Source organism: Aeromicrobium sp. MLTX1 (assembly GCF_046452335.1).
GTDB lineage: Bacteria > Actinomycetota > Actinomycetes > Propionibacteriales > Nocardioidaceae > Aeromicrobium.
This window is the reverse complement of sequence record NZ_JBKFDN010000001.1, coordinates 348,708-375,207: the sequence shown is the minus strand read 5'-3', so window position 1 is coordinate 375,207 and position 26,500 is coordinate 348,708. Positions and strand designations below refer to the sequence as shown.

General features: G+C 72.4%; 28 protein-coding genes and 1 tRNA gene. 14 read left to right on the top strand and 15 right to left on the bottom strand.

The genetic code is table 11. The features are described 5' to 3' along the window. The first annotated feature begins 42 nt into the window (after positions 1-42). Positions 43-1,308, top strand: coding sequence for an MFS transporter (locus ACK99Q_RS01775; protein WP_218845896.1), 1,266 nt, complete (start codon positions 43-45; stop codon positions 1,306-1,308). Between the two features lie 133 nt (positions 1,309-1,441). Here ACK99Q_RS01775 and ACK99Q_RS01770 read toward each other — a convergent pair whose 3' ends face one another. Together ACK99Q_RS01770 and ACK99Q_RS01765 are read right to left on the bottom strand one after the other, a co-directional pair. Continuing rightward, entirely contained in the window at positions 1,442-2,161 is a 720-nt protein-coding gene (locus tag ACK99Q_RS01770) for a hypothetical protein (RefSeq protein WP_410184532.1), read from the bottom strand. Positions 2,162-2,170: 9 nt separating this feature from the next. Continuing rightward, a complete protein-coding gene (locus ACK99Q_RS01765; protein WP_410184531.1) occupies positions 2,171-3,514 on the bottom strand; it encodes a cryptochrome/photolyase family protein in 1,344 nt (447 codons plus the stop codon). Between the two features lie 119 nt (positions 3,515-3,633). Between ACK99Q_RS01765 and ACK99Q_RS01760 the strand changes: the two genes are divergently transcribed. From ACK99Q_RS01760 to ACK99Q_RS01745, 4 genes are all read left to right on the top strand, one after another. Continuing rightward, entirely contained in the window at positions 3,634-4,320 is a 687-nt protein-coding gene (locus tag ACK99Q_RS01760) for a metal-dependent transcriptional regulator (protein WP_410184530.1), read from the top strand. 69 nt (positions 4,321-4,389) lie between these two features. Further along, entirely contained in the window at positions 4,390-4,833 is a 444-nt protein-coding gene (locus ACK99Q_RS01755) for a PGPGW domain-containing protein (RefSeq protein ID WP_410184529.1), read from the top strand. Positions 4,834-4,851: 18 nt separating this feature from the next. Further along, positions 4,852-5,898 carry an LLM class flavin-dependent oxidoreductase gene (locus ACK99Q_RS01750; protein WP_410184528.1) on the top strand — a complete coding sequence of 349 codons (1,047 nt, stop codon included), beginning with the start codon at positions 4,852-4,854 and terminating at the stop codon, positions 5,896-5,898. 19 nt (positions 5,899-5,917) lie between these two features. Further along, positions 5,918-7,567 carry a cation:proton antiporter gene (locus ACK99Q_RS01745; RefSeq protein WP_410184527.1) on the top strand — a complete coding sequence of 550 codons (1,650 nt, stop codon included), beginning with the start codon at positions 5,918-5,920 and terminating at the stop codon, positions 7,565-7,567. A gap of 1 nt (position 7,568) precedes the next feature. Here ACK99Q_RS01745 and ACK99Q_RS01740 read toward each other — a convergent pair whose 3' ends face one another. The 5 genes from ACK99Q_RS01740 to ACK99Q_RS01720 all read right to left on the bottom strand — a co-directional run bounded on the left by ACK99Q_RS01740 (position 7,569) and on the right by ACK99Q_RS01720 (position 11,969). Further along, the gene (locus tag ACK99Q_RS01740) at positions 7,569-7,946 is read right to left on the bottom strand and encodes an SHOCT domain-containing protein (RefSeq protein WP_410184526.1); all 378 of its coding nucleotides are present in this window, start codon (positions 7,944-7,946) and stop codon (positions 7,569-7,571) included. 380 nt (positions 7,947-8,326) lie between these two features. After that, on the bottom strand, positions 8,327-8,983 hold the full coding sequence (locus ACK99Q_RS01735; protein WP_410184525.1) for a response regulator: 657 nt from the start codon (positions 8,981-8,983) through the stop codon (positions 8,327-8,329). Further along, positions 8,980-11,025 (bottom strand): histidine kinase, encoded by a 2,046-nt coding sequence (locus ACK99Q_RS01730; RefSeq protein WP_410184524.1) that lies wholly within the window; start codon positions 11,023-11,025, stop codon positions 8,980-8,982. Before ACK99Q_RS01730 ends, ACK99Q_RS01735 begins: the two co-directional genes overlap by 4 nt. Before the next feature lie 68 nt (positions 11,026-11,093). Further along, the gene (locus ACK99Q_RS01725; RefSeq protein ID WP_410184523.1) at positions 11,094-11,795 is read right to left on the bottom strand and encodes a hypothetical protein; all 702 of its coding nucleotides are present in this window, start codon (positions 11,793-11,795) and stop codon (positions 11,094-11,096) included. Between the two features lie 98 nt (positions 11,796-11,893). Further along, a tRNA-Arg gene (locus ACK99Q_RS01720) sits at positions 11,894-11,969 on the bottom strand. A gap of 123 nt (positions 11,970-12,092) precedes the next feature. Here ACK99Q_RS01720 and ACK99Q_RS01715 point away from each other — a divergent pair. Both ACK99Q_RS01715 and ACK99Q_RS01710 read left to right on the top strand, forming a co-directional pair. Continuing rightward, positions 12,093-12,986: an NAD-dependent epimerase/dehydratase family protein gene (locus ACK99Q_RS01715; RefSeq protein WP_410184522.1), complete on the top strand. Its 894-nt coding sequence runs from the start codon at positions 12,093-12,095 to the stop codon at positions 12,984-12,986. Further along, a complete protein-coding gene (locus ACK99Q_RS01710; protein ID WP_410184521.1) occupies positions 12,976-13,167 on the top strand; it encodes a hypothetical protein in 192 nt (63 codons plus the stop codon). Before ACK99Q_RS01715 ends, ACK99Q_RS01710 begins: the two co-directional genes overlap by 11 nt. 3 nt (positions 13,168-13,170) lie before the next feature. Here the strand turns inward: ACK99Q_RS01710 and mscL are convergent, their stop codons facing one another. The 3 genes from mscL to ACK99Q_RS01695 all read right to left on the bottom strand — a co-directional run bounded on the left by mscL (position 13,171) and on the right by ACK99Q_RS01695 (position 14,584). Further along, positions 13,171-13,608, bottom strand: coding sequence for a large conductance mechanosensitive channel protein MscL (mscL, locus tag ACK99Q_RS01705; protein WP_410184520.1), 438 nt, complete (start codon positions 13,606-13,608; stop codon positions 13,171-13,173). A 51-nt stretch (positions 13,609-13,659) separates the two neighbouring features. Beyond that, positions 13,660-14,247 (bottom strand): SAF domain-containing protein, encoded by a 588-nt coding sequence (locus tag ACK99Q_RS01700; RefSeq protein WP_410184519.1) that lies wholly within the window; start codon positions 14,245-14,247, stop codon positions 13,660-13,662. Between the two features lie 67 nt (positions 14,248-14,314). Then, positions 14,315-14,584: an FmdB family zinc ribbon protein gene (locus ACK99Q_RS01695; RefSeq protein ID WP_410184518.1), complete on the bottom strand. Its 270-nt coding sequence runs from the start codon at positions 14,582-14,584 to the stop codon at positions 14,315-14,317. 74 nt (positions 14,585-14,658) lie between these two features. Here ACK99Q_RS01695 and ACK99Q_RS01690 point away from each other — a divergent pair, with 74 nt between their 5' ends. The 5 genes from ACK99Q_RS01690 to ACK99Q_RS01670 all read left to right on the top strand — a co-directional run bounded on the left by ACK99Q_RS01690 (position 14,659) and on the right by ACK99Q_RS01670 (position 20,542). Continuing rightward, on the top strand, positions 14,659-16,020 hold the full coding sequence (locus ACK99Q_RS01690; protein WP_410184517.1) for a hemolysin family protein: 1,362 nt from the start codon (positions 14,659-14,661) through the stop codon (positions 16,018-16,020). Continuing rightward, the gene (locus ACK99Q_RS01685; RefSeq protein WP_269305335.1) at positions 16,017-17,048 is read left to right on the top strand and encodes a hemolysin family protein; all 1,032 of its coding nucleotides are present in this window, start codon (positions 16,017-16,019) and stop codon (positions 17,046-17,048) included. The genes ACK99Q_RS01690 and ACK99Q_RS01685 overlap by 4 nt, the downstream gene beginning before the upstream one ends. A gap of 63 nt (positions 17,049-17,111) precedes the next feature. Further along, a complete protein-coding gene (gene guaA / locus ACK99Q_RS01680) occupies positions 17,112-18,698 on the top strand; it encodes a glutamine-hydrolyzing GMP synthase (RefSeq protein ID WP_410184516.1) in 1,587 nt (528 codons plus the stop codon). Positions 18,699-18,828: 130 nt separating this feature from the next. Further along, positions 18,829-19,476, top strand: coding sequence for a hypothetical protein (locus ACK99Q_RS01675; protein ID WP_410184515.1), 648 nt, complete (start codon positions 18,829-18,831; stop codon positions 19,474-19,476). 76 nt (positions 19,477-19,552) lie between these two features. Continuing rightward, positions 19,553-20,542 carry a malate dehydrogenase gene (locus ACK99Q_RS01670; RefSeq protein ID WP_269305345.1) on the top strand — a complete coding sequence of 330 codons (990 nt, stop codon included), beginning with the start codon at positions 19,553-19,555 and terminating at the stop codon, positions 20,540-20,542. Positions 20,543-20,604: 62 nt separating this feature from the next. Here ACK99Q_RS01670 and ACK99Q_RS01665 read toward each other — a convergent pair whose 3' ends face one another. Both ACK99Q_RS01665 and ACK99Q_RS01660 read right to left on the bottom strand, forming a co-directional pair. Next, positions 20,605-20,871 carry a DUF3017 domain-containing protein gene (locus tag ACK99Q_RS01665; RefSeq protein ID WP_410184514.1) on the bottom strand — a complete coding sequence of 89 codons (267 nt, stop codon included), beginning with the start codon at positions 20,869-20,871 and terminating at the stop codon, positions 20,605-20,607. Continuing rightward, complete coding sequence (locus tag ACK99Q_RS01660; RefSeq protein ID WP_410184513.1) at positions 20,868-21,731, bottom strand: bifunctional methylenetetrahydrofolate dehydrogenase/methenyltetrahydrofolate cyclohydrolase; 864 nt, start codon at positions 21,729-21,731, stop codon at positions 20,868-20,870. The genes ACK99Q_RS01665 and ACK99Q_RS01660 overlap by 4 nt, the downstream gene beginning before the upstream one ends. A gap of 102 nt (positions 21,732-21,833) precedes the next feature. Between ACK99Q_RS01660 and ACK99Q_RS01655 the strand changes: the two genes are divergently transcribed. Next, a complete protein-coding gene (locus ACK99Q_RS01655) occupies positions 21,834-22,451 on the top strand; it encodes a hypothetical protein (protein ID WP_410184512.1) in 618 nt (205 codons plus the stop codon). Between the two features lie 48 nt (positions 22,452-22,499). After that, positions 22,500-23,180, top strand: coding sequence for a TetR/AcrR family transcriptional regulator (locus tag ACK99Q_RS01650; RefSeq protein ID WP_410184511.1), 681 nt, complete (start codon positions 22,500-22,502; stop codon positions 23,178-23,180). Here the strand turns inward: ACK99Q_RS01650 and purH are convergent. Genes purH through ACK99Q_RS01635 form a run of 3 tightly spaced genes read right to left on the bottom strand, consistent with a single transcriptional unit; the run spans position 23,152 to position 26,448 of the window. Continuing rightward, positions 23,152-24,708 carry a bifunctional phosphoribosylaminoimidazolecarboxamide formyltransferase/IMP cyclohydrolase gene (purH, locus tag ACK99Q_RS01645; RefSeq protein WP_410184510.1) on the bottom strand — a complete coding sequence of 519 codons (1,557 nt, stop codon included), beginning with the start codon at positions 24,706-24,708 and terminating at the stop codon, positions 23,152-23,154. The genes ACK99Q_RS01650 and purH overlap by 29 nt on opposite strands. Beyond that, positions 24,705-25,349 carry a phosphoribosylglycinamide formyltransferase gene (gene purN, locus ACK99Q_RS01640; protein WP_410186050.1) on the bottom strand — a complete coding sequence of 215 codons (645 nt, stop codon included), beginning with the start codon at positions 25,347-25,349 and terminating at the stop codon, positions 24,705-24,707. Before purN ends, purH begins: the two co-directional genes overlap by 4 nt. Then, positions 25,324-26,448, bottom strand: a complete 1,125-nt coding sequence (locus ACK99Q_RS01635) for a DUF6350 family protein (protein WP_410184509.1) — start codon at positions 26,446-26,448, stop codon at positions 25,324-25,326. The genes purN and ACK99Q_RS01635 overlap by 26 nt, the downstream gene beginning before the upstream one ends. Between the last annotated feature and the right edge of the window lie 52 nt (positions 26,449-26,500).

Genomic DNA, 26,500 nt, shown 5'->3' with positions numbered 1-26,500 from the left:
CGCGAACGCGGGGCCCGTCAGGGCCCGGCCTAGGCTGCTGCGGTGCCCAGGCTGCTCACCGACATCCGTCCGCTGCGCGCGTCGGCGGCGTACCGGCGGCTCTGGATCGGCCAGGCCGTGTCGGGCTTCGGCCAGCAGATGTCGGTGGTCGCGATCGCGTGGGAGGTCTGGACCCTCACCGAGTCGTCCTTCTCCGTCGGCCTGGTCGGCCTCGCGGGCCTGCTCCCGCTGATCGCCGGCGGCCTCTACGGTGGCGCCCTGGTCGACGCGTTCGACCGACGCACGGTCGCGCTGGCCTCGGCGATGGGGCTGTGGCTGTCGGCCATCGCGCTGGTCGTCCACAGTGTTGCCGACGTCGAGTCCGTCGCGTTCCTCTACGGCGTCGTCGCCGTGCAGGCGCTGTTCTTCGCGGTGAACAACCCGGCGCGCGCGGCGATGCTGCCGCAGCTGCTGCCCGGGCACCTGCTGCCCGCCGCCAACGCGCTCGGCATGGCCGCGACCAACCTGTCGTTCACGGTCGGCCCGCTGCTCGGCGGCGCCCTGATCGCGTGGCGCGGGGTCGAGGCGGCGTACGTCGTCGACGTGCTGCTCTACGTCGCCGCGCTCTACTCGGTGCTGCGCCTGCCCCCGCTGCCGCCGGCCACGCCGATGCCGGTGCCCGGCCTGAAGTCGGTCGTCGACGGCCTCCGCTTCCTGCGCACCGCCCCGAACATCGCGATGTCGTTCGTGGTCGACCTGTGCGCGATGGTCTTCGCCCAGCCGCGCGCGCTGTTCCCGGCCCTCGCGGCCACGGTCTACGCGACCTCGAGCGGCAGCGACGCGGGCGCCTCGTCACTGGGCCTGCTGCAGGCGTCGCCCGCGATCGGCTCGCTGATTGCGTTCGTGGTGTCGGGCTGGGTCAGCCGGGTCCACCGCCACGGCATCGCGATCGTGGTGGCGATCGTGGTCTACGGGGCGAGCGTGGCCGCGGCGGGCTTCTCGGCGATCGGCGTGCCCGGCCTGCTGTGGCTCGCGGTGTCGTTCCTCGCGCTGTCCGGCGCGGCCGACATGATCAGCGCGGCCTACCGCTCCACGATCCTGCAGACCGCGGCGCCCGACGAGATGCGCGGGCGGATGCAGGGCCTGTTCATCGTCGTGGTCGCAGGCGGCCCGCGCCTGGGCGACTTCGTCATCGGCTCGGTCGCCGAGGTCGTCGGCGAGCCCTGGGCCATGGTCCTCGGCGGTGCCCTGTGCATCACCGGCGTCCTCGTCTCGGTGGCCCTGCGCCGCCGCTTCCTCGCCTACGACGGCCGCCACCCCACGCCCTGACCCCTGGGAGGGCGGTGAGCTGTCAACCCTTCCCCGCGGGGCGCGGTGAGTGGCCAACCTCATGAGGCCCCATGAGGTTGGTGACGCACCGCCCGCCCAAGGGAAGGGTTGAGGGCTCACCGCTCCCCGAGGGTCAGCGGCCGAAGGTGGCCACGTCGATCTCGATCCAGACCTGCTCGGAGCGGCCGACGAGCTCGCCGCCCGGCGTGTAGAGCGCCGTGCTCGTGAAGAACTTGCGGCCGTCGCGCTGCGCCAGCTGGCCGACGGCGTGATAGGTCTCGCCGACGACGGGGGCGGAGTAGACCTCGGCGGTCATCGTGCCGAGCACCATCGGCTGCACCGAGAAGTCGGCCGCCCAGCCGCCGGGGCAGTCGAGCGCGGCCCACGCGACCGGCACGCCCACCGTGCCGTCGTCCTCGCCGAAGGCCTCGTGCACGTGCCACGGCGCGGCGGTGAGGTCGTCGCCGACCGGGCCGGTGAAGATGCGCAGGCCGTCACCCTCGCCGCGTCCCGTGCCGCACGTGAAGCACTGGTCGAACGGGTGCGTCGTGAAGCCGGGGTAGCCGTCGTACCCCGCCTGCACGGTCGTCGCGTCGAGGAACGGCGGGGGCTCGCGGGTGAACGAGCCGGGCGCCGACGTGCCCACGAGCGCGCCGCCGTGCGTCATCAGGCGGGTCTCGTCGGCGTCGTGCTCCCAGGCCAGCGGGGTGTCGAGCGGCGGCGGCATCCGCAGCCGCGACGTGACCGGGCCGGTGTGGCCCTGCTCGAGCCGGGCCTGCGCGACGAGACCGGACACCCAGCCGCCGTTGCCGGAGTCGGGCGGACCGTTGAACTGGCGGGGGATCGTGACCATGACCCGACGCTATCCCCCGAGCGCGTCGTGGCGGCGGAGGGCCTCCAGCCGCTCCTGCGCGTGGTCGACCAGCGGGGGCGGGTAGTCGGCCGGTGGCTCCTCGAGGGTCCACGGCTCGTGCACTCCGCGTCCCTCGACCCCGCGCAGCTCGGGCACCCAGCGCCGGATGTAGGCGCCGTCGGGGTCGAAGCGCCTGCCCTGCCCGACGGGGTTGAAGACCCGGAAGTACGGCGCGGCGTCGGTGCCGCAGCCGGCCACCCACTGCCAGCCGTGCTGGTTGTTGGCGAGGTCGGCGTCGACGAGCCGCTCGCGGAACCAGCGGGCGCCGTGGGTCCACTCGAGGTGCAGGTCCTTGACCAGGAAGCTGGCCACGGCCATCCGCACGCGGTTGTGCATCCAGCCCTCCGCGAGCATCTGCCGCATCCCGGCGTCGATGAACGGGAAGCCGGTCCGGCCCTCCTTCCAGGCCTCGAAGTCGCCGGCGGGCTCGTCGTACTGCATGCGCTCGTAGTCGCGGTTGTAGTAGCCGAAGGCGGAGTGCGGCCACTCGTGCAGCACGTCGGCGTAGAACTCGCGGAACGCCAGCTGCCGCTCGTAGGCGCGCGCCCCGGCGGAGGAGCGCTCGGCGAGGTCGGCCAGCAGGGTGCGCGGGTGGATCGTGCCCCACTTGAGGTGCACCGACATCCGCGACGTGGTGTCGAGGTCGGGCCGGTCGCGCTCGCCGTCGTAGTCGTCGACGTGGGCGTCGAGCCAGCGCCGCCAGTGCGCGCGGGCCGCCTGCTCGCCGGCGGGCGGCAGGTCGACGTCGGTCTCGGTGACCTTCGGCAGCGCCGCCGACCTCCCGGGCCGCAGCCACGGCACCGCGTGCGAGCGGACCGCCGTCACGGGCGGGTGCGAGCCCTGCGCCTGCCACGCCCGGAAGAACGGCGTGAAGACCTTGTAGGAGGTCCCGTCGCCCTTGCGCACGGTTCCGGGAGCGACGGCGTAGGACGAGTCGGCGGCGACCAGCGGCACGTCGCCGAGCGCCTCGGCCACCCGCCCGTCGCGGCGCATCGCGTAGGGCGTGTGCCCGCCGGTGACGTGCACGCTGCTCGCGCCCGCCTGCTCGACCACGCGCGGCACCTCCACCTCAGGCCGTCCGCGCACCACGTGCAGGCCGCCGATGCGCTCGTCGAAGTCGGCCAGCAGGCGCGCCAGGTAGGCCGAGCGGACCGGCATGCGCGCCGGGTCGAAGTGGTCGTCGAGGACGAACAGCGGGACCACGCCGTCGGGCCCGGACTCGATCGCCGAGCGGAGGGCACCCTGGTCGGCCAGGCGCAGGTCGGCACGGAACCACATCACGGAGACGGTCACGACCGCATCGTCCCCCGCGCGCCGCGGCTCCGCACCCGGGCCGACGGGCCGATCGCCCCGGAGGCCCGGGATCGACGCACCGGCCCGAGCATGGGACCCCCCATGGAACAATGGCCAGCGTGAGCGAGCTCATCGACACCACCGAGATGTACCTGAGGACCATCTTCGAGCTGGAGGAGGAGGGGATCATCCCGCTGCGCGCGCGCATCGCCGAGCGCCTCCACCAGAGTGGCCCGACGGTCAGCCAGACGGTGGCGCGCATGGAGCGCGACGGACTGCTGACGGTCGAGGGCGACCGCCACCTCGAGCTGTCCGAGCGCGGTCGCTCGCTGGCCACCCGCGTGATGCGCAAGCACCGCCTGGCCGAGCGCCTGCTCACCGACGTCATCGGTCTGGAGATCGAGTACGTCCACGAGGAGGCGTGCCGCTGGGAGCACGTCATGTCCGAGCAGGTCGAGCGTCGGCTCATCGAGCTGCTGGGCCACCCCACCGAGTCGCCCTACGGCAACCCGATCCCGGGTCTGGGCGAGCTGGGCGAGGTCGTGCGTCCTCCCGAGTTCCTCGACGGCGTCGAGTCGCTGCTGACCGCGGCGGTCGGCACTGAGCCGGTGCGCGTCGTCGTACGCCGCATCGCGGAGGAGCTCCAGAAGGACACCGAGGTCATGTCGGTGCTGCGTCGCGTGGGCGCCCTGCCCGGCAACGACGTGCTCGCCTCGCGCGGCCACGACGGCCTCGTCGTGGCGCGTCAGTCCGAGACGGCCGAGATCGACGCCGACGCCGCCGCCCACATCTTCGTCTCGCGCTGAGGCCTCGGGGATGCCACCGCCCGCGTCGACCCGCCCGAGGGGTTGGTCCGGGGCTGGCAGGATGACTCCATGAGCTTCGGTGCCCGGGTGCGTGGCTGGTTCAACCGCACGGGCTCCGAGGCGCTGGGCTGGACCCTGGTCGTGCTGGGCGTGTTCATGCTGGTGCTGCCCGGTCCCGGCCTGCTCGGCATGTTCGCGGGCATCGCGCTGCTGGCGCGCCACTACACGTGGGCCGACCGGCTCGTCGAGCCGCTCGAGGAGAAGGCCGTCGAGGCCGCGAAGTACGGCGTCGCCACGATCCCGCGCATCATCGTCAGCGTCCTCGGCATCATCTGGGTCGCCGCGGTCGGCGTGGTCTGGTTCGTCTCGCCGACGATCCCCGAGTTCGAGATCCTCGGCGTGGGCTTCGGTCCGAAGCTGCCGGCCGACGGCTGGGTCGGTGCCACCGGCATCTGGTTCTCCGACCTCATCGCGATCGTGCTGCTGGTGTACAGCATCCGTCGCTGGCGCTGACCCGACTACGGTGGGCTCATGAGCGCCATCGATCCCGCCTCCGTCGAGCTCGGCCTCGACACCTTCGGCGACGTCAGCCTCGACGCGAGCGGGCAGCCCGAGCACCACGCGGTCGTGCTGCGCCACGTCGTCGACCAGGCCGTGCTCGCCGACCAGGTGGGCCTCAGCTTCATCGGCCTGGGCGAGCACCACCGCGACGACTTCGCCATCACCGCGCCCGACGTGGTGCTGGCGGCGATCGCGTCGCGCACCGAGCGGATCCGGCTCGGCTCGGCCGTCACGGTGCTCAGCTCCGACGACCCGATCCGCGTGTTCGAGCGCTTCTCCACCCTCGACGCCCTCTCGAGCGGCCGCGCCGAGGTCATCCTCGGCCGCGGCTCCTTCACCGAGTCGTTCCCGCTGTTCGGCTTCGCCCTCGAGGACTACGAGCGGCTCTTCGCCGAGAAGCTCGACCTGTTCGCGCAGATCCTCACGGAGGAGCCGGTCACGTGGTCCGGCTCGATCCGCCCGCCGCTGACCGACCAGCGGATCTACCCGCCCACCGAGTCGGGCCGGCTCAAGGTCTGGATCGGCGTCGGCGGCACGCCGCAGTCGGTCGTCCGTGCCGCGCACTACCGGCTGCCGCTCATGCTCGCGATCATCGGCGGACCGCCCGCGCAGTTCGTCCCGTTCGCGAACTACTACCGCGAGCTGCTCGCGGCCGACGGCGTCGAGCCGCTGCCGGTCGGCATGCACTCGCCGGGCTACGTCGCCGAGACCGACGAGCAGGCGCGCGACGAGCTCTTCGGGCACTTCCAGGCGCAGCGCGACCGCATCGGCCGCGAGCGCGGCTGGCCGCCCACCACCCGCATCCAGTTCGAGCGCGACGCCAGCCCCGAGGGTGCGCTCTACGTCGGCTCGCCGCAGACGGTGGCCCGCAAGATCGCCACCAACCTCAAGGCGCTCGGCGTCAGCCGCTTCGACCTCAAGTACGCCAACGGCGCCATGCCGCACGACCAGCTGATGCGCTGCATCGAGCTCTACGGCACGCAGGTCGCGCCGCTCGTGCGCGACATGCTCGCCTGACCCCGCCCGGGAGGCCGTGATGGACACGATCCTCGTCGCCGTCCTGGTGGTCGCCGCGATCGTCTCGGCGTCGGTGCTCGCACCCCGCATCGGCACCGCCGCGCCGCTGGTGCTGCTGGCCATCGGCCTCGTGGTCAGCCTGCTGCCATTCACACCCGAGTTCGAGGTCGATCCCGAGCTCATCCTCGCGGGACTGCTGCCGCCGCTGCTGTACTCCGCAGCGGTCAACATGCCGACGATGGACTTCCGCCGCGACTTCCGCACGATCAGCGGGCTGTCGGTGCTGCTCGTGATCGTGAGCTCGCTCGTCCTCGGCGGCGTGTTCATGCTGGTGATCCCCGGCCTGGACTTCGCGCTCGCGGTGGCGCTCGGTGCGATCGTCAGCCCGACCGACGCGGTCGCCACGTCGATCGCGAAGCGCCTCGGCGTGCCGTCGCGCGTCGTCACGGTGCTCGAGGGCGAGAGCCTGCTGAACGACGCCACCGCGCTCGTGCTGCTGCGCTCGGCGGTGGCGGCGACGGCCGCGAGCGTCAGCTTCGCGGGCATCCTGGTCGACTTCGTGTGGGCGGTCGTCGGCGCTGTCGCGATCGGCTGGGCCGTCGGCGCGGTCGTGCTGCGCATCCGGGCCCGGATCGAGGACGCCGCGCTCACCACCGCGATCTCGTTCACGGTCCCGTTCGTGGCCTACCTGCCGGCCGAGCACCTCGGCGCCTCGGGACTGGTCGCGGCCGTCACGGCGGGCCTCGTCATGGGCCACGGTCAGGCGCGGCACCTCGGGCCCAAGCAGCGCCTGTCCGACCGCCAGAACTGGCGCACGATCGAGCTGCTCCTCGAGGGCTTGGTCTTCCTCGTGATGGGCCTGGAGGTCTCGGCGCTCGTGCAGGATGTCGAGGAGACCACCGAGGGCGGGGTGCTCAAGGCGATGGTGCTGGCCGGGGTCGCGCTCGCCGTGGTGCTGGCGATCCGTGCCGTCTACACGCTCGCGATCGTCGTGATGGAGCGCCGGCGCTACCGGCGCTCGCCCCAGCTGCGCGAGGCACTCGACGAGTGGTCGACGAAGGTCGAGGGCAGCGAGCACCCGCGTGCCGAGCGCATCCGCCGCAGGCTGCGCCGGTTCTCGGCGGACATCGACTTCTACGACGCGTCGCGCTTCGGGCGGCGCGAGGGCTTCATTTTGGTGTGGGCCGGCATGCGCGGCGCGGTCACGCTCGCCGCGGCGCAGACCCTGCCCACCGACACCGAGGACCGCTCGCTGCTCGTGCTCGTCGCGTTCTTCGTCGCGCTCACGTCGCTGGTCGTGCAGGGCGGCACGCTGGCCTGGTTCGTCCGGCGGCTCGGTCTGGCCGGACGCGAGCAGGGCGTCGACGACGAGTGGCACCGACTCAACCTGCGCATGCTCGACGCCGCGGGGGAGGCCCTCGACGATGCCGACCTCCCACCCGGGCTCGGCGGCGTGCGCGAGCGGGTCACCCGGGCGATGGAGGACGACTCGTACGACCCGGCGGCCCTCTACGACATCCGGCTCGACATCATCACCCGCCAGCGCGAGGTGCTGCTGCGCGAGCGTGCCGAGGGCACCTACAGCAGCGAGGTCCTCACCCGGATGCTGGCGCAGCTCGATGCCGATCAGATCGGCATCGAGCTGCGACGCTCGGGCGACTCGGCCTGAGTCAGGCCAGGGCCTTCGCCTTGAGCTGCTCGTACTCCTGCTGGCTGATGGCGCCGGAGTCCAGCAGCGACTTGGCCGAGCTGATCTGGTCGGCCGGTGACGACGAGGCGACCTCGCGGATGTAGGCGTCGCTCTGCGCTCGGGCGGCGTCGTACCGCGCGCGCTGGCGCCGGGCCATGCCGCCGCCACGGGCGATGAGGTAGACGAGGGCGGTCAGCGCCGGCACGAAGATCAGGAAGAAGACCCACACGGCCTTCACCCACCCCGAGGCCTCGTGGTCGCTGAACAGGTCGGCGATGATGTTGAACAGGACCAACAGGTACGCCATGAAGAAGAAGACGGAGATCGTCAACCACAAGAAGTCCCAGAAGCTGTCCATGAGGGTCCCTTCGTTGCCCCGGGCCGCGGCCCCGTGACGGCAGTCGTCACGCGCTCAGCATGGCGGAGGCGGGGGTTCGCGGGCCTCATCCTCGCGGGATGAGTCGGCGGGCCGCGACACGTGGGCGACATTACCCACGAGGAACTTGTGCCGGACATGTGACTCATGTGACGGTTGGTGCATCGTGACGTCCGGTCGGCTTCCCTCCCAGGAGCCGGTGGGTCGGACGCACGGGGGTGTCTGCACCCACGCACGCCGTTCTTCCCCCAAGACGGCGTGAAGGTGCCGCGCCGGAGGTCCCGTTCCCCATGGGCGCTCCGGCGCGGCATCGCCTTCACCCGCGCCTGAGCCGCGCCCCCTCGCCCCCTCCGCACCCCGCGTCAGTGGTCGCGGCCGAGCCCGGCCTCGCGGGCCCGGATGATCGCCTCGGCCCGGTCGGCCGCGTGCAGCTTGGCGTAGATCGACGAGACGGCGTTGCGGACGGTCTTGTTCGAGACGAACAGCTCGGCCGCGATCGCGTCGTTGCTGCGGCCGGCGGCCAGCAGGTCGAGCACGGCCCGCTCGCGCTCGGAGAGGTCGGGGAACGGGTGCTCGGGCCGGTGCCGCGTGCGCCCCGCGAACAACCCCGCCACGCGTCCCGCGATCGACGCGCCGAACACCATGCCGCCGCCCGCGGTGGCCAGGATGGCGCGGTGGACCTCGGCCGCGTCGGCGCCCTTCAGCAGGTAGCCCGAGGCGCCGGCGCGCAGCGCGCTGAGGATCGTGTCGTCGTCCTCGTTCATCGTCAGCATCAGCACGCGCACGCCGTCGTGGCGACCGGTGATGTGCCGGGTCGCCTCGATCCCGTCCAGCACGGGCATCTGGATGTCCATCACCACGACGTCCGGCGGGTCGGCGTCGACCACGTGGATCGCGTCGCGCCCGTCCCCGGCGGTGCCGGTCACGGCGATCCCGTCGATCGCGCCGAGCAGCGCGACCAGGCCGTCGCGCAGGATCTGGTGGTCGTCCACGACGACGACGCGCACGGGATCGCTCATGGCTCCATCCTCGCGTGCAGGGGCAGTCGCGCGGTGACGATCGTGCCGCCGTGGTCGGGGCAGCGCAGGTCGACCGAGCCGCCGAGCTCGGCCGCGCGCTCGCGCAGCGAGAGCAGGCCCACGCCCGGCTTCGCGTCGGCCGCGATGCCGACGCCGTCGTCGGCGACCTCCACCACCAGCTCGTCCGCGTCGGCCGTCAGCGAGACCGAGCAGCTGCGCGCGTGGGCGTGCCGCAGCGTGTTGTTCATCGCCTCCGACGCGATCCGGAACGCGGCCACCTCCACCGCGGCGGGCAGGGCCCCGTCGAGGTCGGCCACGACCCGCACGTCGACGGCGGCTTCGGCGTGCTCGGCCAGCTGGGTCAGCGCGCCGACCAGGCCGCGATCGTCGAGCGCGGGTGGGCGCAGGTCGTGCACGAGCCGGCGGACGTCCTTGATGATGTCCTGCACGACGTCGCGCGTCTCGGCGAGCTGCTCGTCGGCCGAGGCGGGGTCGGAGGTCACGGTGAGCCGGGCCGACTCGAGGCGGAACACCACGGCGGAGAGCGAGGGCCCGAGCCCGTCGTGGAGGTCGCGCCGGATCCGCCGCCGCTCCTCCTCGCGCGCCAGGACGAGGCCCTCGCGGCTGCGCTGCAGCTCGTCGCTCAGCTGGCTCGCGCGGATCGCGCCCGCGGCCTGGCGCACCACGTCGGCGAGCAGGGTCTCGTCGCGGGAGGTCAGGTGGTTGCGCACGCCGTGCGCCGGCAGGGTGAGCCGTCCGATCGTGCGCGATCGGTAGGCGATGGGAAAGGACCGGACGTCGGCCGGCCGGTCGCCGCGCGACGCCACGAGGCGCTCCCCGGCCGAGCGGTCGACCTCGACCTGCACGTAGGTGAGCCCGAAGGCCGTCGAGACGGCCTCGACGACGGCCGCGAGCTGGGATCCGTCGTCGTCGGTGCGCTCGAGGGTCGAGGCGAGGCTCGCCACGACCGAGTAGGGGTCGCGGCGCTCGCCCAGGACGAGCCGGCGCACCCACGCCTCGATGCGCAGCCGCAGCGGGCCGTAGAGGATCGCGGCGAGCAGCAGCACGAGCAGCACGACCTCGCGCTGGCCGAAGGCGTCGCCGAGCGTGCGGGAGATGATCGCGAGCGCCAGCAGGTCGACGAGCACGATCACCACGCTGATGCCGCCGTAGACGAGGGTGCGGACCAGCAGGTTCTCCACCGAGACGACGTCGGGTCGCACGATCGCGACGACCATCGCGACAGGACCCACCAGCAGGGCGGCGCCGAGGAGCATCGCGTTGAGAGCCGGAACGTCGACGACCAGGCTCGTCGCGATCAGCAGCACCATCGCGAGGACGGCCCACGCGAGCCAGCGCATCCGCTCGCGCTCGGGGCCGCGCGAGGCGCGGTACCGCGCCATCACGGTGACCAGTGCGAGCGTGAAGCCGACGCCCCCGAGCAGCCACGTGAGGGTCACGACCTGCTCGGCCACGGGGCGCAGCGCCTCGATCGAGGTCGGGTCGATGTCGACCCCGGGGACGAGCGCCGCCAGGGACGCGTCGACCTCGCGCTGCGTGCTGGGCACGACGAGGAACAGGGCCAGGCCCGCGCCCATGAGGGCCAGGCTCGCCCATCCCGCGGCGCGCCAGCGACCGCGCGGCAGTCCGTCGGGGAACAGCAGGAGCACCGCGGCCGCGTTCATGGGCAGCACGGCGGTGAAGCGGAACAGGAACCACAGCACCCACGTGAGGCCCGGCAGGTCCTCCCGCTCGAAGACGGCCAACCTGACGTAGGACTGGGCCAGCCCGTCCAGGACCCAGAGCATCCCGAGACCGATGAGCGCCCAGCCGAACGGGTGGCGGTGGCGGTGCCACAGCACGATGACGCCGAGGCCGGCCTGGACGAGTCCGATCGCGGCGAAGGTCCAGCCCGGCTCCTCGGTCCACTCGGGGATGGGAGCGTTGCCGACCCGCAGGTCCAGCGCGACGGCGACGGCGAACAGCGCGAGGCCCACGCCGAGCGCGGCGAGCCCGCCGACCGGGACCTGCGTGGACCTCATGCGTAGATCATGGCGGCGGTTCGCGTCCGAGGGGAGCGAACCGCCGCCTTGGCGATCGAGGAGCGAGGTCACTTGGCGCCGCGGTCCCCGAAGGCGAACCCGAGGCCGACCAGGACGACCATGACCGAGCCGGTCCAGCCGGCCATGTACTGCAGCGGCACGACGGTCAGCAGCAGCGACAGGGTGCCCAGGAGGCCTGCGACGATCCCCACCCAGGCGCGGACGGCGCCCTGGCGCCAGGCCCGGAACAGCGCCCAGCCGGTGAGACCCGTGAGTCCCCAGACCCACGGCACGGTCGCGATCCAGTGGTTGAACACGGTGGCGGCCTCGGGCACGGCCAGGGGCGTGTCCCCGGCGACCCCGAAGATGAACTCCGTGTTGAGGGCGGTGCCCATCAGCATGACGAGCGCCGTGCCGAGGATGCCGAACGCGGCGACGCCAGGCACCAGGCTGTCAGCGCCCAGCGCGGCCCGCAGGCGTCGGTGCAGTCCGACGCCGAACGGCACCAGCGCGAGCACGGTGAGCGTGGCGACGACGTGGAACGCGATCAGCTGCGGCACGTGCCCGTTCAGCGAGGCGATGACGCCGTCGGCGTCCTGCACCTTTCCGTCGACGTAGGCCGCACCGGCCTCCGCGCTCAGGATCGTCGTCGCGAAGCCGAGGATGCCGGCGGCGACGCCCGCGAGGGCCCAGCCGCGGCCGGGGCGGGCGGCGCTGTCCTGCGGGAGGTCGTCCCGCACGCGCTGCTCGGTGGTGATGTGGGTGGTCATCGTGTGTCCTTCCGAAGTGGTGATGCACTCACACTGGAAGGCGGGCCGTCCCGCACGACAGGGACACCGCGGCACACTCCGCGGGACAACCGAGTCCCTGGTGCCCCCGAGAGGATTCGAACCTCCGACCTGCGGTTTAGGAAACCGTTGCTCTATCCCCTGAGCTACGGGGGCGCACCGGTCCATGATTCCACGAGGGTGTCGGCGGCGGTGCCGTGTGGTCCATGCGTGACGCATGTGGCGCAGGTGGCACCGGGACCTGTCTCACGATGCGGATGGTGGTCGTAGACTCGGTGGGTGCGGATCCTGCTCACGGGCGCCAACGGCGTCATGGGACGAGCGACGATCCCGGCGTTGCAGAACGCGGGGCACCAGGTCGTCGGTCTCGTCCGCTCACCCTCGGCCGCCCGCCTCGTCCAGTCGGCGGGGGCCACGGCGATCCACGGCGACGTGCTCGACCGCGACTCCCTCGTGAAGGCGATGAGCGGCTGCGACGCGGTGGTCAACTTCGCCACCAACGTCCCGGTCGGCGCGCGGGCGATGATGCCCGGCTCGCTCAACCGCATCAACCGCATCCGCACGGTGGGAGCCGGCCTGGTCGCCGACGCCGCGATCGAGTCGGGCATCGGCCTGATGGTGCAGCAGAGCCTGAGCCACATCTACGTCGCGCGCGGCGACGAGTGGATCGACGAGTCCACCCCCATCGACGTCACGATGGTCACCGAGCCGCTCACCGTCGCCGAGCAGCACGCCCAGCGGGTGGAGGAGGCCGGGGGAGTGACCGTGCGCCTGCGCTACGGCCTCATCTGCGGCGACGACCCCAACTCGCAGTTCCTCGTGCGCCGGGCCCGCAAGCGGCGCCCGATCGGCCTGGGCGACCCCGACTCGTGGATGCACGTCGTGCACCCGCTCGACGTCGGCACCTCCGCCGTGGCGGCGCTCGGTGCGCCCAGCGGCGCCTACAACGTGGGCGCCGAGCCGCTCAAGCGTCTCGACTACGTCAACGCGATCGCCCGCGCCGCCGGCCACAGCGAGGGGCGCTTCTTCCGCCGCTGGCTGTTCAGCGTCACCGCCGACAAGCTCGAGCTGCTCGCGCGGTCGCAGCGGGTGACCTCGCAGCGCTTCATGGACACCACCGGCTGGAAGCCGATGCGTCCGGTCCTCACGGCGGAGTGGTTCCGTGCCGGCTGACCACGAGGAGACGCCCGCCGAGCGCCGGGCGCGGCTCGAGCGGGTCGCGCGCCTGCTGGGCGACCTCATGCCGTCGACGACGCGCGACGAGACCTCCGAGGGCTGGGGGGACGAGGCGAAGGGCACGTCGCGCGACGACGAGCTGCGACGCGACGTGCCCCCTCACCACGGCAAGGACTGAGTCCTAGCGGGTGGGATCCACCTGCGGATCGCCACCGGCCTGGCGCTGGAAGGTGCCGCCGCCGAGCGCGTCGCGGATCTCGCGCAGCAGCAGGATGTCCTCGCTGGGTCCTGCGGGCTCCTCCTCCTCGCCCTTCGCGAGACGCTCCATGAGCTTCTTCGACGGGAGGACGAAGACGAAGTAGACGACCGCGGCGGTGATGACGAACGTGATGATCGCGTTGATGACGGCGGCCAGGTCGACGACCGTCTTCGGGTTGCCGTCGACGATCTGGAAGGACAGGCCCTTCACGTTGGCACCACCGAGCGAGTTGATCACCGGCTCGATGACCGAGGCGGTGACGGTGCCGACCAGTGCGGTGAAGGCGGTGCCGATGACGACGGCGACGGCGAGGTCGACGATGTTGCCGCGGAACAGGAAGTCCTTGAAACCCTGAAGCATGGGCGCTCCTCGTAGGTGGGCGATGGGAAGGCTACGCCTCGACCCTAGGACCTACGGAGCACGGTGACGAGTCACCACCACCGCGGCGAGACGTGACGTGACGGACGCCCGGGCCACCCGCGTGGCCACCTCGGGGGCCGCCGCGACGCCGAGGACGGCGGTCTCGCGCTCGCGGTCGGAGCGCACTGTGACGACCTCGACGGCCTCGGCCACGGGCTCGGCCGCACCCTCCTCGGCGACCGCGAGCAGGTCGACGGCGTCGCCCGGTCGCAGCAGCTCGGCCGTGGCGGACGAGACCTCGACCGTGCTCAGCACGCGTCCGCGGCCGAGGTCGCGGGGATCGACGACCCGGCGGTCGGTGAACACCTCGCCGGCACGCATCGGCCCGGCCAGCGCGCGACCGACGATCTCGGGTGCCGTGGCGAGGCCGGCGGGTACGGCGGCGTCGGGCAGCCGGCGGGCCTCGAGGTCGGAGCGCAGCACGGTGGCGCCGCTGCCGAGGTCGCGTGCGGCGACGAGCACCTCACGGGTGTCGGGGGAGCGGGTCGCGGCGGTGACCCCGGCCCACACGGCCAGTCCCGCGAGGGTGGCCGCGAGGACGCGCCGATGGGTCAGGACGAAGCGGACGGCCGATTCCATGGCGCGAGGCTAGGCAGGATCGGACGATCCCGGCCCGCGTCGTCCACAGGCCTACGAAGCAGGAGGCTCAGGCGGCGCCGGAGCCGGAGGTGCTCGACGAGCTCGACGAGGAGCTGCTGGAGCTGGAGCTGGCGGACGAGCTGCTGGAGCTCGAGGAGGTGGAGCGGCTGTCGGTCCGGTAGAAGCCGGAGCCCTTGAACACCACGCCCGCGGCCCCGAAGACCTTGCGGAGGTCACCACCGCAGGAGGGGCACGTCGTCAGCGCGGCGTCGGAGAAGCTCTGCTTGACCTCGAGCTCTTCGGCACAGTCGACGCAGCGGTACTGGTAGGTGGGCACGACGAGAAGGATACCTTTCATCGCCCAGCGCTATCGTTGAGCCACCACGACGCCTACCTGAGGACCCACCCACTGTGACCGAATGGCTTCTGCTGTTCTCGTCGTTCCTGCTGATGCTCGCCTGCGGTGTCTTCGTCGCCGCCGAGTTCTCGTTCGTCACCGTCGACCGCGCCACCGTCGAGCGCGAGGCCCAGGCGGGCGACCGCGGCGCACAGGGAACCCTCAAGGCCCTGCGCAGCCTCTCCACCCAGCTCAGCGGCGCTCAACTGGGCATCACGATCACGAACCTGGCGATCGGCTTCCTCGCCGAGCCGGCCATCGGCCGCCTGCTGCGCGGCCCGCTCGAGAGCCTGGGCCTGTCCGGCAGTGGGCTCAGTGTCGCGTCCTACGCGATCGCGCTGTTCCTCAGCACGATCGTCACGATGCTCGTGGGCGAGCTGATCCCCAAGAACCTGGCCCTGTCGCTGCCGCGCAAGACCGCCGCCACCACGCAGTGGATGCAGCGCGCGTTCACCCACGCGATGGCGTGGCCGATCCGCGGCCTCAACGCGATGGCCAACCGCACGCTGGAGTGGCTCGGCGTCGAGCCCCAGGAGGAGCTGCGCTCGGCGCGCTCGCCGTTGGAGCTCCGCTCGCTCGTGCTGCGGTCGGCGCAGGAGGGCGCGATCGACGACGAGACCGCCGAGCTGGTCGCGCGCAGCATCGCGTTCGGCGACCGCACGGCCGCCGACGTGCGCACCCCGCGCGTGCGCGTGCACTTCCTCGAGGAGCGCGACACCGCGATGGACCTCATCGAGGCCGCACGCCAGACGGGGCACTCGAAGTTCCCCGTGATCGGCCGATCCGCCGACGACGTCATCGGCGTCGTGCACGTGAAGCAGGCCGTGGCGGTCGACCCCGACCGACGCCGCTCGGTGCGCGTCTCGGAGATCGCCGAGGCCGCCGCCACCGTGCCCGACACGCTCGAGCTCGACCCGCTGCTGGTGCAGCTGCGCGAGCAGAACAACCAGATGGCCATCGTCGTCGACGAGTACGGCGGCACCGACGGCATCGTGACGCTGGAGGACCTGGTCGAGGAGATCGTGGGCGACATCGCCGACGAGCACGACCGGGTCTCCGAGCGCAGCCGCCACCGCCGCGACGGCACGTGGTCGCTGTCCGGCCTGCTGCGGCCCGACGAGGTCTTCGAGCAGACGGGCGTGAAGCTGCCCGAGAGCGAGGACTACGAGACGATCGCCGGTCTCGTGCTGGAGCGGCTCGGCCGCCTGGCCGTGCGCGGCGACGTCGTCACGCTCGAGGTCGACTCGACCCCCGAGAACGACGAGGACGACGCCGAGCCCCTCACCGTCCACCTCACCGTCGAGCGGCTGGAGGGCCGGCGCATCGACCGCCTCGCCCTCACCATCGACGCCCCGGACGAGGAGGCCGACCGATGAGCGGATGGCCCGCGCTGGCACTGACCCTCCTCCTGCTGGTCCTGAACGCGCTGTTCGTGGCCGCCGAGTTCGCGCTGATCTCGGCCCGCCGCACCCAGCTCGAGCCCGAGGCCCAGGCCGGCAAGCGCACGGCCAAGCTCGCCCTCAAGGCGATGGAGAACGTCACGCTCGCGATGGCCGCGGCGCAGCTGGGCATCACGATCTGCTCGCTGGGTCTCGGCGCCATCAGCGAGCCCGCGATCGCGCACCTGCTCGAGCCCGTCTTCGAGTACCTCGGCGTGCCGCACGGCTTCGTCCACCCGATCTCCTTCGCGATCGCGCTCTCGCTCGTGGTGTTCCTGCACGTCGTCTACGGCGAGATGGTGCCGAAGAACATCGCGCTGGCCGCGCCCGACCGGGCCGCGCTCATCCTCGGTCCGTTCATGCTCGTCGTCATCGCGGTGCTCAAGCCGCTCGTGGTGTCGCTCAACGCGATCGCGAACGGCGCCGTCCGCCTGGCGGGCGTCGAGCCCAAGGACGAGGTCGCCTCCACGTTCACCCACGACGAGGTCGCCGGCCTGGTCGAGGAGTCGCGCCGCGAGGGCCTGCTGGACGAGGACGAGTACGGCCTGGTCAGCGGCGCACTGGACTTCCACGAGGGCACGGTCGCGCAGGTGCTGCTGCCGCGCGACGGCCTTGTCACGATCCCGCCGGGCGCGACCCCGGTCGACGTCGAGGACGCCTGCGCCCGCACCGGCTACTCGCGCTTCCCGGTGGCCGGCGAGGACGGCGAGCTGACCGGCTACCTGCACATCAAGGACGTGCTGGAGACCGAGGACGCCACCCGCGTGCGCCCCATCGCCGACAAGTGGCTGCGGCCGCTGTCCACGGTGGGCGTCGGCAGCGGTCTCTACGACGCGCTGCGCACGATGCAGGCGAAGGGCTCGCACATGGCCCGCGTCGCCGACCCGAGCGGCACGGTCATCGGCGTGGTCATGCTCGAGGACGTCCTCGAGGAGCTCGTCGGCGAGATCCGCGAGCAGGTCTGAGCCCTCCGCAGCGCTGCCCGCACCGCGCGAAGGACGGACGGCGGGCGGCTCTAGGATTGGGGCGTGGCCCTTGATACTCCCGAGTCCGTCGCCGAAGCCCACCACGACACCGTCATCGTCGTCGACTTCGGTGCCCAGTACGCCCAGCTGATCGCGCGGCGCGTGCGCGAGGCCCGGGTCTTCTCCGAGATCATGCCGCACACGGCGACGTCCGAGGAGATCCTGGCGAAGAACCCGAAGGCCGTGATCCTGTCCGGCGGACCGTCGTCGGTCTACGAGACGGGCGCCCCCCAGCTGCCGGTCGGCCTGGTCGACTCCGGCACCGCCGTCTTCGGCATCTGCTACGGCTTCATGGCCATGGCGCAGGCGCTCGGCGGCGAGGTCGCCCGCACCGGTCAGCGCGAGTACGGCCGCACCAGCGTCTCGGTGCTCGAGCCCGGAACCCTGCTCCAGGGCCTGCCCGAGAAGCTGGTCAGCTGGATGTCCCACGGCGACGAGGTCGTCCGCCAGCCCGAGGGCTTCACGCTCAGCGCGAAGAGCGACCGCGCCACCGTCGCCGCCTTCGAGAACACCGACCGCCGCCTCGCCGGGGTGCAGTGGCATCCCGAGGTCATGCACTCCGAGTTCGGACAGAAGATCCTCGAGCACTTCCTGTTCGACATCGCCGGCTGCTCGCCCACGTGGACCAGCGCCAACATCGTCGACGACCAGGTCGAGCTCATCCGCCAGCAGGTCGGCGACGCCCGCGTCATCTCGGCGCTGTCCGGGGGCGTCGACTCGGCCGTCTCCACCGCCCTGGTGCAGAAGGCGATCGGCGACCAGCTGACCGCCGTCTTCGTCGACCACGGCCTGCTGCGCGAGGGCGAGGCCGAGCAGGTCCGGCAGGACTACGTCGCCGCCACGGGCGTCGACCTGAAGGTCGTCGACGCGAAGGACCAGTTCCTCGGCTTCCTCGACGGCGTCACCGACCCCGAGCAGAAGCGCAAGATCATCGGCCGCGAGTTCATCCGCACGTTCGAGGCCGCCGAGCGCGAGGTGCTGGCGACCCCCGGCCCGCCCGTGAAGTTCCTCGTCCAGGGCACGCTCTACCCCGACGTCGTCGAGTCCGGCGGGGGCGAGGGCGCGGCCAACATCAAGAGCCACCACAACGTCGGCGGCCTGCCCGAGGACCTCGAGTTCAGCCTGATCGAGCCGCTGCGCACCCTGTTCAAGGACGAGGTGCGCGAGGTCGGTCGCCAGCTCGGCATCCCCGAGGCGATCGTGTCGCGCCACCCGTTCCCCGGCCCCGGCCTGGCGATCCGCATCGTCGGCGCCGTCAGCGAGGAGCGCCTGGCGATCCTGCGCCGCGCCGACGCGATCGTCCGCGAGGAGACCACCGCGGCCGGCCTCGACGGCGACATCTGGCAGTTCCCCGTGGTGCTGCTGGCCGACGTGCGCTCGGTGGGCGTGCAGGGCGACGGCCGCACCTATGGTCACCCGATCGTGCTGCGCCCGGTCTCGAGCGAGGACGCGATGACCGCCGACTGGAGCCGCCTCCCGTACGAGCTGCTCGAGCGGATCTCCACCCGCATCACGAACGAGGTCGACGAGGTCAACCGCGTCGTCCTCGACGTCACCAGCAAGCCTCCGGGCACGATCGAGTGGGAGTGACCCCTCCGCGTCCCGCGGACCAGATCTGTAGCGCTGTCCACCCTTTTTCCGGCTCTCGGGACGCAAACACGTGGATGCCGCTACACATCTCGCGGACGGAGTCCGGAGACGCGGCGGTTAGGCTGGACCGATGAGCTGGAGCGGTGCACGTCCTGTCCTGCTGGTGCTGGCCGTCGTGGCCACCCTCGGCGCGTTCGGCTGGTCGCTGCTGTCCGGGGGCGGGTCCGACGACGAGGCCGAGGCTCCCGCGACCACTCCTACGCCCAGCGCGCCCGTCCTGTCGGTCGACCCCACGCGCGAGGCTCCGGCCCCGTCGCCCACGACCGAGCCGACCACCGAGCCCACGGTCACGGCGTGCGAGGACGAGAACACGCGCTTCAACGCCGACGGCACCCAGGGCGACAGCCTGCTGCCCGACTGCGGCCAGCAGCCCGTCACCAAGGCCCAGCAGCAGACCGGGGGCCTCTCGCTGGCCTGCGGCGGCGACTACCCCGTGATCCTCTACAAGTCCACGACGAACGGCTCGAAGACCTCGATCTGCGGCAAGGACGCGGTCGGCGACCGGTTCCGTGTGGTCATCAAGCCCGACGGCTCCGACACCCTCGACCTCTCGGGCACCTACGACTGGCGCCGCGACGCCTACGTCGCCACGCACGACGGGGCCCGCTACGTGCTGCACGCCGTGGACGGCTCCCTGCACGTCACGCGGGGCGGCACGACGAAGGTGGAGCCCTCCAAGGAATGGATCTCGCTCGACAACGAGACCGACGACCTCTGAGGCCGGGCGGTGGCGGACCCGAATCCGTCCTGCGCTAGTTTCGAGGCAGACACCCCACCCCAAGGAGCACATCGACGTGAGCACCTCTCCTGTCAAGGTGGCCGTCACCGGCGCCGCCGGCCAGATCGGCTACAGCCTTCTCTTCCGTCTCGCGAGCGGCTCGCTGCTCGGTCCGGACACCCCGATCCAGCTCCGACTCCTCGAGATCACCCCGGCGCTGAAGGCGCTCGAGGGTGTCGTGATGGAGCTCGACGACTGCGCGTTCCCCACGCTGGACTCGGTCGAGATCGGTGACGACCCGAACCACATCTTCGACGGCGCCAACCTGGCCCTGCTGGTGGGCGCGCGCCCCCGCACCAAGGGCATGGAGCGCGGCGACCTGCTCGAGGCCAACGGCGCCATCTTCACGGCGCAGGGCAAGGCCCTCAACGAGGTCGCGGCCGACGACATCCGCATCGGCGTCACCGGCAACCCCGCCAACACCAACGCCCTCATCGCGATGAAGAACGCGCCGAACATCCCGGCCGACCGCTTCACCGCCCTGACGCGCCTCGACCACAACCGCGCGATCAGCCAGCTGGCCGCCAAGACGGGCGCCAAGGTCTCCGACATCAGCAAGATGACGATCTGGGGCAACCACTCGGCCACCCAGTACCCCGACATCTTCCACGCCGAGATCGCCGGCCGGAACGCCGCCGAGGTCGTGGGCGACCAGGCCTGGATCGAGAACGACTTCATCCCCACGGTCGCCAAGCGCGGCGCCGCCATCATCGAGGCGCGTGGCGCGTCCAGCGCGGCCTCGGCCGCGTCGGCCACGATCGACGCCGCCCGCGACTGGCTGCAGGGCTCGGCGGAGGGCGACTGGGTCTCCATGGCCGTGGCGTCCGACGGCTCCTACGGCGTGCCCGAGGGCCTCATCAGCTCGTTCCCCGTCACCACGAAGAACGGTGACTGGGAGATCGTCCAGGGCCTCGAGATCGACGAGTTCAGCCGGGCGCGCATCGACGCCAGCGTGGCCGAGCTCGCCGAGGAGCGCGACGCCGTCACGCAGCTGGGCCTCATCTGATCCACGCAGCACACGAATCAGGGCCGCCCGATCCGGGCGGCCCTGCTTCGTGTTCGGGGTGGTCAGTTCGGGACGATGATCGCCAGCAGCACGAGCGACGCGCCCAGGAACGACATCCAGACGACGTCGAAGAGCTTGCCGCGCACCCGCAGCATCCCGGTGTGGTCCAGCGGGATCACCAGGCGGAAGGCCGCCGCGACCAGGAACGACGCCCCGATCACGACGATGCCGGCCCGCCACGGTCCCGTGGCGACCAGGACCAGGCCCACGGCGACTGCCACGAGGTGCAGCAGGTAGATCCGCGAGCCGTGGCTGCGGGGGAGCTTCACCCCGCGTCCTCGGCGGCGGCCTCGCTGAAGTCGACGACGTTGCTCAGCAGCATCGCGCGGGTCATCGGGCCGACGCCGCCGGGGTTGGGCGTGACCCAGCCGGCGGTCTCCCACACGTCGGGGGCGAGGTCGCCCACGATCTTGCCGTCCTCGTCGCGGCTGACGCCGACGTCGAGCAGGGCAGCACCGGGCTTGACCATGTCGCCCGTGATGATGCCGGGGACGCCCGCGGCGGCGATGACGATGTCGGCGCGGCGCACCTCGGCGGCGAGGTCCTGCGTGCCGGTGTGGCACAGCGTGACGGTGGCGTTCTCGCTGCGGCGCGTCAGCAGCAGGCCCATGGGGCGACCCACGGTGATGCCGCGGCCGATGACGACGGCGTGCTTGCCGGCGATCTCGACCTCGTGGCGGCGCAGCAGCTCGATGATGCCGCGCGGCGTGCACGGCAGGGGAGCGGGCTTGCCCAGGACGAGCCAGCCGAGGTTCGTCGGGTGCAGGCCGTCGGCGTCCTTCGTCGGGTCGATGCGGCCGATCACGGCGTTCTCGTCGAGGCCCTTCGGCAGCGGCAGCTGCACGATGTAGAGGGTGCAGGCCGGGTCGGCGTTGAGCTGGTCGACGGCGGCCTCGACCTCCTCCTGGGTGGCGGTGGCCGGGAGGTCGATCCGGATCGACTCGATGCCGATCTCGGCGCAGTCCTTATGCTTGGCGCCGACGTACCAGCGGCTGGCCGGGTCGTCGCCGACGAGGATGGTCCCGAGGCCGGGGGTGATGCCGCGGGCGCGGAGGGCGTCGACGCGCTCGCGCAGCTCGGTCTTGATCGTGGCGGCGACGGCCTTGCCGTCGAGGGTCTGGGCGGTCACGGGTCCGAGTCTTTCACGTGCGCCGGCCGGCACGGTCGCCACCTTGGCCCGGGGGCGCCACGGGGATACTGGGACCGTGCCGACGCGAGGGGGAACGCCGACATGAGCCGCAAGGGTGAGATCGAGCCCGGGGACGACGAGCCGCTGGAGCCGTACTCGCGGCTCCAGGTGGTCAACCGGAGCCTGCTGGGCGTCACGCACGCCGGTCACGCCTGGGCGGTGGACTACGACTTCTTCGACTGGGACGACCGCGTGTCGCTGTACCGGGACGGCCGTCGCGCGGCTTCGGCCAAGGCGCCGGCCTCGTTCCCGGTGCCGGGCGGCCGGATCGAGTTCGCCACCACCTTCTACGGCGTGAGGCGCGCGCACCTCGTGCTGGGCACCGGCGCCGAGCTGCCGCTCGGTCCCCACCCGAAGACCCTCGAGGCGTGGCGCCAGCGCCTCGCCGACCGCCATCCGGTGCTGAGCGCGCTCATGGCGGGCGCCGCGGTGGTGGTGCTGGTCGTGGGGCTCGTGGTCGCCGGGATGAGCCTGCTCGACACCGTGACGCACGTGCCCCAGATCGCCGACGCGATCGGCTGGACCTTCACCTCGCCGCTCGCGCTGAGCGGCGCCGCGGCCACGGCGCTGACCGTCGCGGGCGTCCTCGCGATCATCGAGCGCGCGCTGTCGATGCGCCACCACTGGCTGCTCGACGCCGACACGTGGTGGACCGGCTGAGGCCGAACCCCTCCGGTCGGCGGCCGACGCACCCCTAGACTGCTCGGCATGGCACCCAGGGCTCAACTGTCGCAGGAGCGGAGCCGACAGCGCCGTGAGGCGCTGCTGGAGGCCGCGGTCGACCTCTTCGTCGAGGGCGGATCACGCGCGGTCACGCACCGCGCGGTGGCCGCCGCGGCCGGTCTGCCGGCCGCCACGACGACCTACTACTTCTCCACGATCGAGGAGCTCCTGCGCGAGGCCCTCAACCACCACATCGAGGCCTGGATCGCCACGATGGAGAGCCTCGCCGACGTCGACGTCGAGGCCATGATGGGCCTGGTCACGTCCGACTCCTCGGTGCGCTTCGCCACGAGCATCCTGGCGCTGCGGCCGCCCGAGACCGCCACGCGCGAGCTCTCGGTGATCCTGGGCGCCGCACGCGACCCCGAGCTGCGCGAGACCGCCGTGACCGCTCTGACCACGGGTCAGGACGTGCTGGTGAGCGTGCTGCGCCGCGCCGGCATCACCGACCCCGAGGGGCTGGCCGAGGACATGGTCGCGTTCATCGCCGGTGTGGCGCTGCGGCGCACCGCCGGCGTGAACGAGGAGGACGAGGAGGCCGCGAAGGTCGTCCGCGCGATGCGGAGCATGATCATCGGCCACCTCGTCGACGACGAGACGGGCACGCAGATGCTGGTGGACCTGCGCGACCGCACGATCAGTGGAAGAAGTGACGCGTCCCCGTGACGTACATCGTGACGCCGGCGGCCTCGGCCGCGGCCACCGTCTCGGCGTCGCGCACCGATCCGCCGGGCTGCACGATCGCGCGGACGCCCGCGTCGATGAGGATCTGAGGTCCGTCGGAGAACGGGAAGAACGCGTCGGACGCGGCCACCGCGCCGCGGGCGCGCTCCTCGCCGGCCCGCTCCACCGCGAGGCGGCACGAGTCGACGCGGTTGACCTGGCCCATGCCGACGCCCACCGAGGCGCCGCCCTTGGCCAGCAGGATCGCGTTGGACTTCACGGCCTTGCACGCGCGCCAGGCGAAGACGAGGTCGGCGAAGGTGTCGGAGTCGACCGGCTCGCCGGCTGCCAGGGTCCACGTGGTCGGGTCGTCGCCCTCGGCGTCCACGCGGTCGCGCTCCTGCAGCAGCAGGCCGCCGCTGACGGGCCGGAACTCGACCGGCGACTCGTGCGTGGGGGCGGGGCAGCGCAGGATGCGGATGTTCTTCTTGGCCTGGAGCACCTCGACGGCGCCGTCCTCGTAGTCGGGGGCGACGATGACCTCGGTGAAGACCTCGGCCACCTGCTCGGCCATCGCCACGCTGACGGGACGGTTCGCCGCGATGACGCCGCCGAACGCCGAGACCGGGTCGCAGGCGTGGGCGCGGGCGTGGGCCTGCGCGACGTCGGTGCCCACGGCGATGCCGCACGGGTTGGCGTGCTTGATGATCGCGACGGCGGGCTTCTGGTGGGCGAACGCGGCGCGTCGGGCGGCGTCGGTGTCGAGGTAGTTGTTGAACGACATCTCCTTGCCGTGCAGCTGCTCGGCGCCGGCCAGGCCGGGGTGGTCGCCGGTGTAGAGCGCGGCGGGCTGGTGCGGGTTCTCGCCGTAGCGCAGCACGGCCGAGCGCTCCCACGTGGCGCCGAGGAAGACGGGGAACTGCTCGTCGTCGGCCGGCGCGTACGACGAGGCGAACCACGAGGCGACGGCGACGTCGTAGGCGGCGGTGTGCGCGAACGCGCGACCCGCGAGGCGCTTGCGCTGCTCGAGCGTGAAGCCGCCCTGCGCCAGCGCGTCGGTGAGCTCGCCGTAGGCGTCGGGGGAGACCACCACGGCCACGCTCGGGTGGTTCTTCGCGGCGGCGCGCACCATCGAGGGGCCGCCGATGTCGATCTGCTCGACGACCTCGTCCGGGGTCGCGCCGGAGGCCACGGTCTCGCGGAACGGGTACAGGTTCACCACGACGAGGTCGAAGGGCTCGACCTCGAGCTCCTCCAGCTGGCGCTGGTGCTCGGGCAGGCGCAGGTCGGCGAGGATGCCGGCGTGCACGCGTGGGTGCAGCGTCTTGACGCGCCCGTCGAGGCACTCGGGGAAGCCGGTGACCTGCTCGACCGGGGTCACGGGCACGCCAGCGGCCTCGATGGTCTTGGCGGTGGAGCCGGTGGAGACGATCGCGACGCCGGCGGCGTGCAGCGCCTGCGCCAGCTCGGCCAGCCCGGTCTTGTCGTAGACCGAGACGAGGGCGCGCTTGATGGGACGGGTGTCGGTCATGACTGTTCCTTCGGGTGGAAGCGGATTCGTCGGCCGTCGATCGAGTGGGGCTCGCGCGCGAGGCGGCCCACCCACTCGACCAGCATGGCTCGCTCGTGGGTCTTGATGCGCTCGTGGAGGGTCTCGACGTCGTCGTCGTCCTCGACCGGCACGGCGACCTGGGCGACGATCGGGCCGGTGTCGACGCCCGCGTCGACGACGAAGAGGGTGGCGCCGGTGATCCTCACGCCGTACTCCAGCGCGTCCTGCGGACCGCGCATGCCGGGGAACGACGGCGAGAGCGCCGGATGGGTGTTGACCGTGCGGCCGCCGAAGCGCTCGAGGAACGCCGGGCCGGCGAGCTTCATGAAGCCGGCCAGGACCACGAGATCGGGGCGGTACGACGCCACGGTCCCGGCGATCGAGGCGTCCCAGGCGGCCCGGTCGGGGTGGTCGGAGACGCGGTCGACGAAGGTGGGGATGCCGTGCCGCTCGGCGCGGGCGAGGCCCTCGATGCCGTCGCGGTCGGCTCCGACGGCGACGACCTCGGCGCCGTACGCCGGATCGGCGGCGGCGTCGATCAGTGCCTGCAGGTTGGTGCCGGATCCCGACACCAGCACCACGAGCCGGGCGGGCTCAGGACGAGGCTCGGTCACGTGCAGAACGATAGTGGGCGCCGATCGCGCCCAGGGCGCCGCCCGCCGCCAGCAGCGGGACGGCGACCAGCAGTCCCTGCCAGGCGGGGGAGCCCGCGGTCTGCAGCAGTCCCGGGCCCAGGCCGCCGCGTGCCGTCTCGAGCAGGAGCCCGACGATCGCTCCCGCCACGGCGCCGGCGAGCGCGCCGTCGCCGGCCGCGCGGCCCCAGCCGCGCTGGTCGGCGGCCGTGCGCGTGTAGGCGACGAGACCGGCCGCGACGCCCGCGGCGAGCGGGACGAGCGTCAGCACGACGACCCAGCCGCCGAAGGGGCCCGGGTCGGGGAGGGCGGCCAGCGGTGGGAATCCGGGCACCTGGCCGAGCGCCGAGCCGGCGAGATCGACGGTGGTGTCCGAGCCGAGCGTGAACCCGGGACCGAGGATCACCGCGGTGGTCCACAGCACCAGCGTGGGCAGTGCGAGCAGGCACATCAGTCCGAGCAGGAGCGGGCCGTCGGGATCGAGGGTGGCCCAGAGGTCGGCGGCGCGGTCGAGGTGCAGCGTGAGCATCACGAAGGTCACGACGGCGGCACCGCCGAGCAGGCCGATCACCCCGCTGGACGCGCCGTCGGCGACCGGGGTCCAACGGGCCGGGAGCCCCATCCAGGCGATCCGGGACCGCCGCGAGGCACCCCACGCCGCGGGCAGTCCGACGACGAGGAAGGCGCCGAACGCGGCGCGGACGAACGAGGTGGAGGTGGTCTCGGTGCTGGTGGCGGCCGAGCAGATGCCGGCCAGCACGCCGGCGACGCCGCCGGTCATCGCGCCGAACGCCACGGGGTCGACGATCGGCGTCCTCAGCGCCACCCGGGTGAGCACGAGCACGAGGACGACCACGACGATCGTCGCTCCCAGGGGCACCACGTCGATGCGCTCGTCGCCGGTGGTGAGGGTCGCGCCGACGGCCACGAGCCACGCGCGGATCGAGGCGCGGAGGAGGTCGGGAGTGGATGCCGCGAGCGCCGTCGCCGAGGCCGCGGCACCGGCGATCAGGAGGCTGAGGACCGTCGATCCGATGGCCGTGAGGATCGCCGGGCGCCACTGATCGGCAGCACGGGACTCGGTCACCTCACCATCCAACCGGTATCGTGGCGGGGATCGCGACAGCACACGCCGGGGT

What these genes read in the sequence shown, in the direction of transcription:
- ACK99Q_RS01770 (WP_410184532.1), bottom strand. Translation starts at nt 2,161, where the DNA reads ATGGTCACGATCCCCCGCCAGTTCAACGGTCCGCCCGACTCCGGCAAC.
- ACK99Q_RS01755 (WP_410184529.1), top strand. Translation starts at nt 4,390, where the DNA reads ATGAGCTTCGGTGCCCGGGTGCGTGGCTGGTTCAACCGCACGGGCTCC.
- ACK99Q_RS01750 (WP_410184528.1), top strand. Translation starts at nt 4,852, where the DNA reads ATGAGCGCCATCGATCCCGCCTCCGTCGAGCTCGGCCTCGACACCTTC.
- ACK99Q_RS01745 (WP_410184527.1), top strand. Translation starts at nt 5,918, where the DNA reads ATGGACACGATCCTCGTCGCCGTCCTGGTGGTCGCCGCGATCGTCTCG.
- ACK99Q_RS01740 (WP_410184526.1), bottom strand. Translation starts at nt 7,946, where the DNA reads ATGGACAGCTTCTGGGACTTCTTGTGGTTGACGATCTCCGTCTTCTTC.
- ACK99Q_RS01735 (WP_410184525.1), bottom strand. Translation starts at nt 8,983, where the DNA reads ATGAGCGATCCCGTGCGCGTCGTCGTCGTGGACGACCACCAGATCCTG.
- ACK99Q_RS01730 (WP_410184524.1), bottom strand. Translation starts at nt 11,025, where the DNA reads ATGAGGTCCACGCAGGTCCCGGTCGGCGGGCTCGCCGCGCTCGGCGTG.
- ACK99Q_RS01725 (WP_410184523.1), bottom strand. Translation starts at nt 11,795, where the DNA reads ATGACCACCCACATCACCACCGAGCAGCGCGTGCGGGACGACCTCCCG.
- mscL (WP_410184520.1), bottom strand. Translation starts at nt 13,608, where the DNA reads ATGCTTCAGGGTTTCAAGGACTTCCTGTTCCGCGGCAACATCGTCGAC.
- ACK99Q_RS01700 (WP_410184519.1), bottom strand. Translation starts at nt 14,247, where the DNA reads ATGGAATCGGCCGTCCGCTTCGTCCTGACCCATCGGCGCGTCCTCGCG.
- ACK99Q_RS01685 (WP_269305335.1), top strand. Translation starts at nt 16,017, where the DNA reads ATGAGCGGATGGCCCGCGCTGGCACTGACCCTCCTCCTGCTGGTCCTG.
- ACK99Q_RS01675 (WP_410184515.1), top strand. Translation starts at nt 18,829, where the DNA reads ATGAGCTGGAGCGGTGCACGTCCTGTCCTGCTGGTGCTGGCCGTCGTG.
- ACK99Q_RS01655 (WP_410184512.1), top strand. Translation starts at nt 21,834, where the DNA reads ATGAGCCGCAAGGGTGAGATCGAGCCCGGGGACGACGAGCCGCTGGAG.
- ACK99Q_RS01650 (WP_410184511.1), top strand. Translation starts at nt 22,500, where the DNA reads ATGGCACCCAGGGCTCAACTGTCGCAGGAGCGGAGCCGACAGCGCCGT.
- purH (WP_410184510.1), bottom strand. Translation starts at nt 24,708, where the DNA reads ATGACCGACACCCGTCCCATCAAGCGCGCCCTCGTCTCGGTCTACGAC.